Source organism: Bacillus sp. JJ722 (assembly GCF_036963345.1).
Taxonomy (GTDB): Bacteria; Bacillota; Bacilli; order Bacillales; family DSM-1321; genus Bacillus_AD.
In genome coordinates, this window is the sequence record NZ_JBALMO010000159.1 from 38602 (window position 1) to 39739 (window position 1138).

Genomic DNA, 1138 nt, shown 5'->3' on the forward strand with positions numbered 1-1138 from the left:
TGGTGGTTTCCCAGGCACTAGCATGGGTTATGGTGGCTATCCTGGTTATGGCACGGGTTTTGGAATGGGCTATGGCGGTTTCCGTCATGGAGATTGTTGCTATCCAATCCATCAGGACATATAGGCTGTTGGTGAGAGTGTTCTTATTAGTTTTAAAAAATATTACTAATTAACTTTACTCATGATGTTATTTTAAAAATAGTTGTATTTCTAAGACGAGCTTATGCTCGTCTTTTTAAAATGGACAGATGCTCATGGGGTCGAAACATATGTTTATAAAGATACATTAAAAGAAGCTGTTAAGGTTGCTAAAGCTGTTCAAAAATCGATTGTTAATGCTACGGGATTAAGAGATCGTGGAGTAAAAGAAGACAATCTTCACATGCTTCGAGAAACTAATCCAACATCTATTCTTGTAGAAGGTCCGTTTATGTCGAATCGAAAAAAGTAGAGAAAGCTTTTGATGTTACATTACATCTAAGGAAAGAAGGAAGTCGTTACAGATTGTATACTGGAACATTTACATCTAAAATAGGAGCAGAAACCTTTAAGGAAGATGTTGAAAACAAACTCGATGTTACTTTGCAAATGCGTGAAGAATAGATTAAAACAGGATTGTTGGAAAGTCAATGTATAAATTAAGAGGGACAAATGTATTCCTACTTTTAGCTTGAAACCTCTCGGTACCAAATTATACAAGCCCGTCCATTCGGATAGGCTTATTTTTTGTTCAAGAATAAATATCCACTATTATAATTAAGTTGTTGCTATCTCTAAATCAATAGTACTTACCACTGCTTTAGACATTAGGTAGTTTATTCTACTTAGCTATTTCATTGTATTAAAACCGTTTTCAAAAAACGTTTACATTTGAATAAATCAGGCATATAATAAAGCTCTAAGCTGATAGCGACTATGTAATAGCCATTGAGTATTTTTAACTCAGTGGCTATTTTGTTTCCAACTGACAATAGTTTGATGGTTGGGGAAATAATTATTTCCATTATTCCCCTCTAGCATTCCTTTAATGAATAAACCCAAATCTAACTATGATAGAGAGGGAATTACTAAAGTTAAAGGAAGCAATAGCAGAAGAACAGAGTTGTCATTTAGACGGCTTTTTCTTATGCTGCTAACG

The 1138-nt window shown here is 34.4% G+C and carries 1 protein-coding gene; it reads left to right on the plus strand.

Annotated features, from left to right (window positions below):
* Positions 1-223: 223 nt before the first annotated feature.
* Entirely contained in the window at positions 224-451 is a 228-nt protein-coding gene (locus V7014_RS18735; RefSeq protein ID WP_335509166.1) for an N-acetylmuramoyl-L-alanine amidase, read from the plus strand.
* Positions 452-1138 lie beyond the last annotated feature (687 nt).

What these genes read in the sequence shown, in the direction of transcription:
- V7014_RS18735 (WP_335509166.1), top strand. Translation starts at nt 224, where the DNA reads ATGCTCGTCTTTTTAAAATGGACAGATGCTCATGGGGTCGAAACATAT.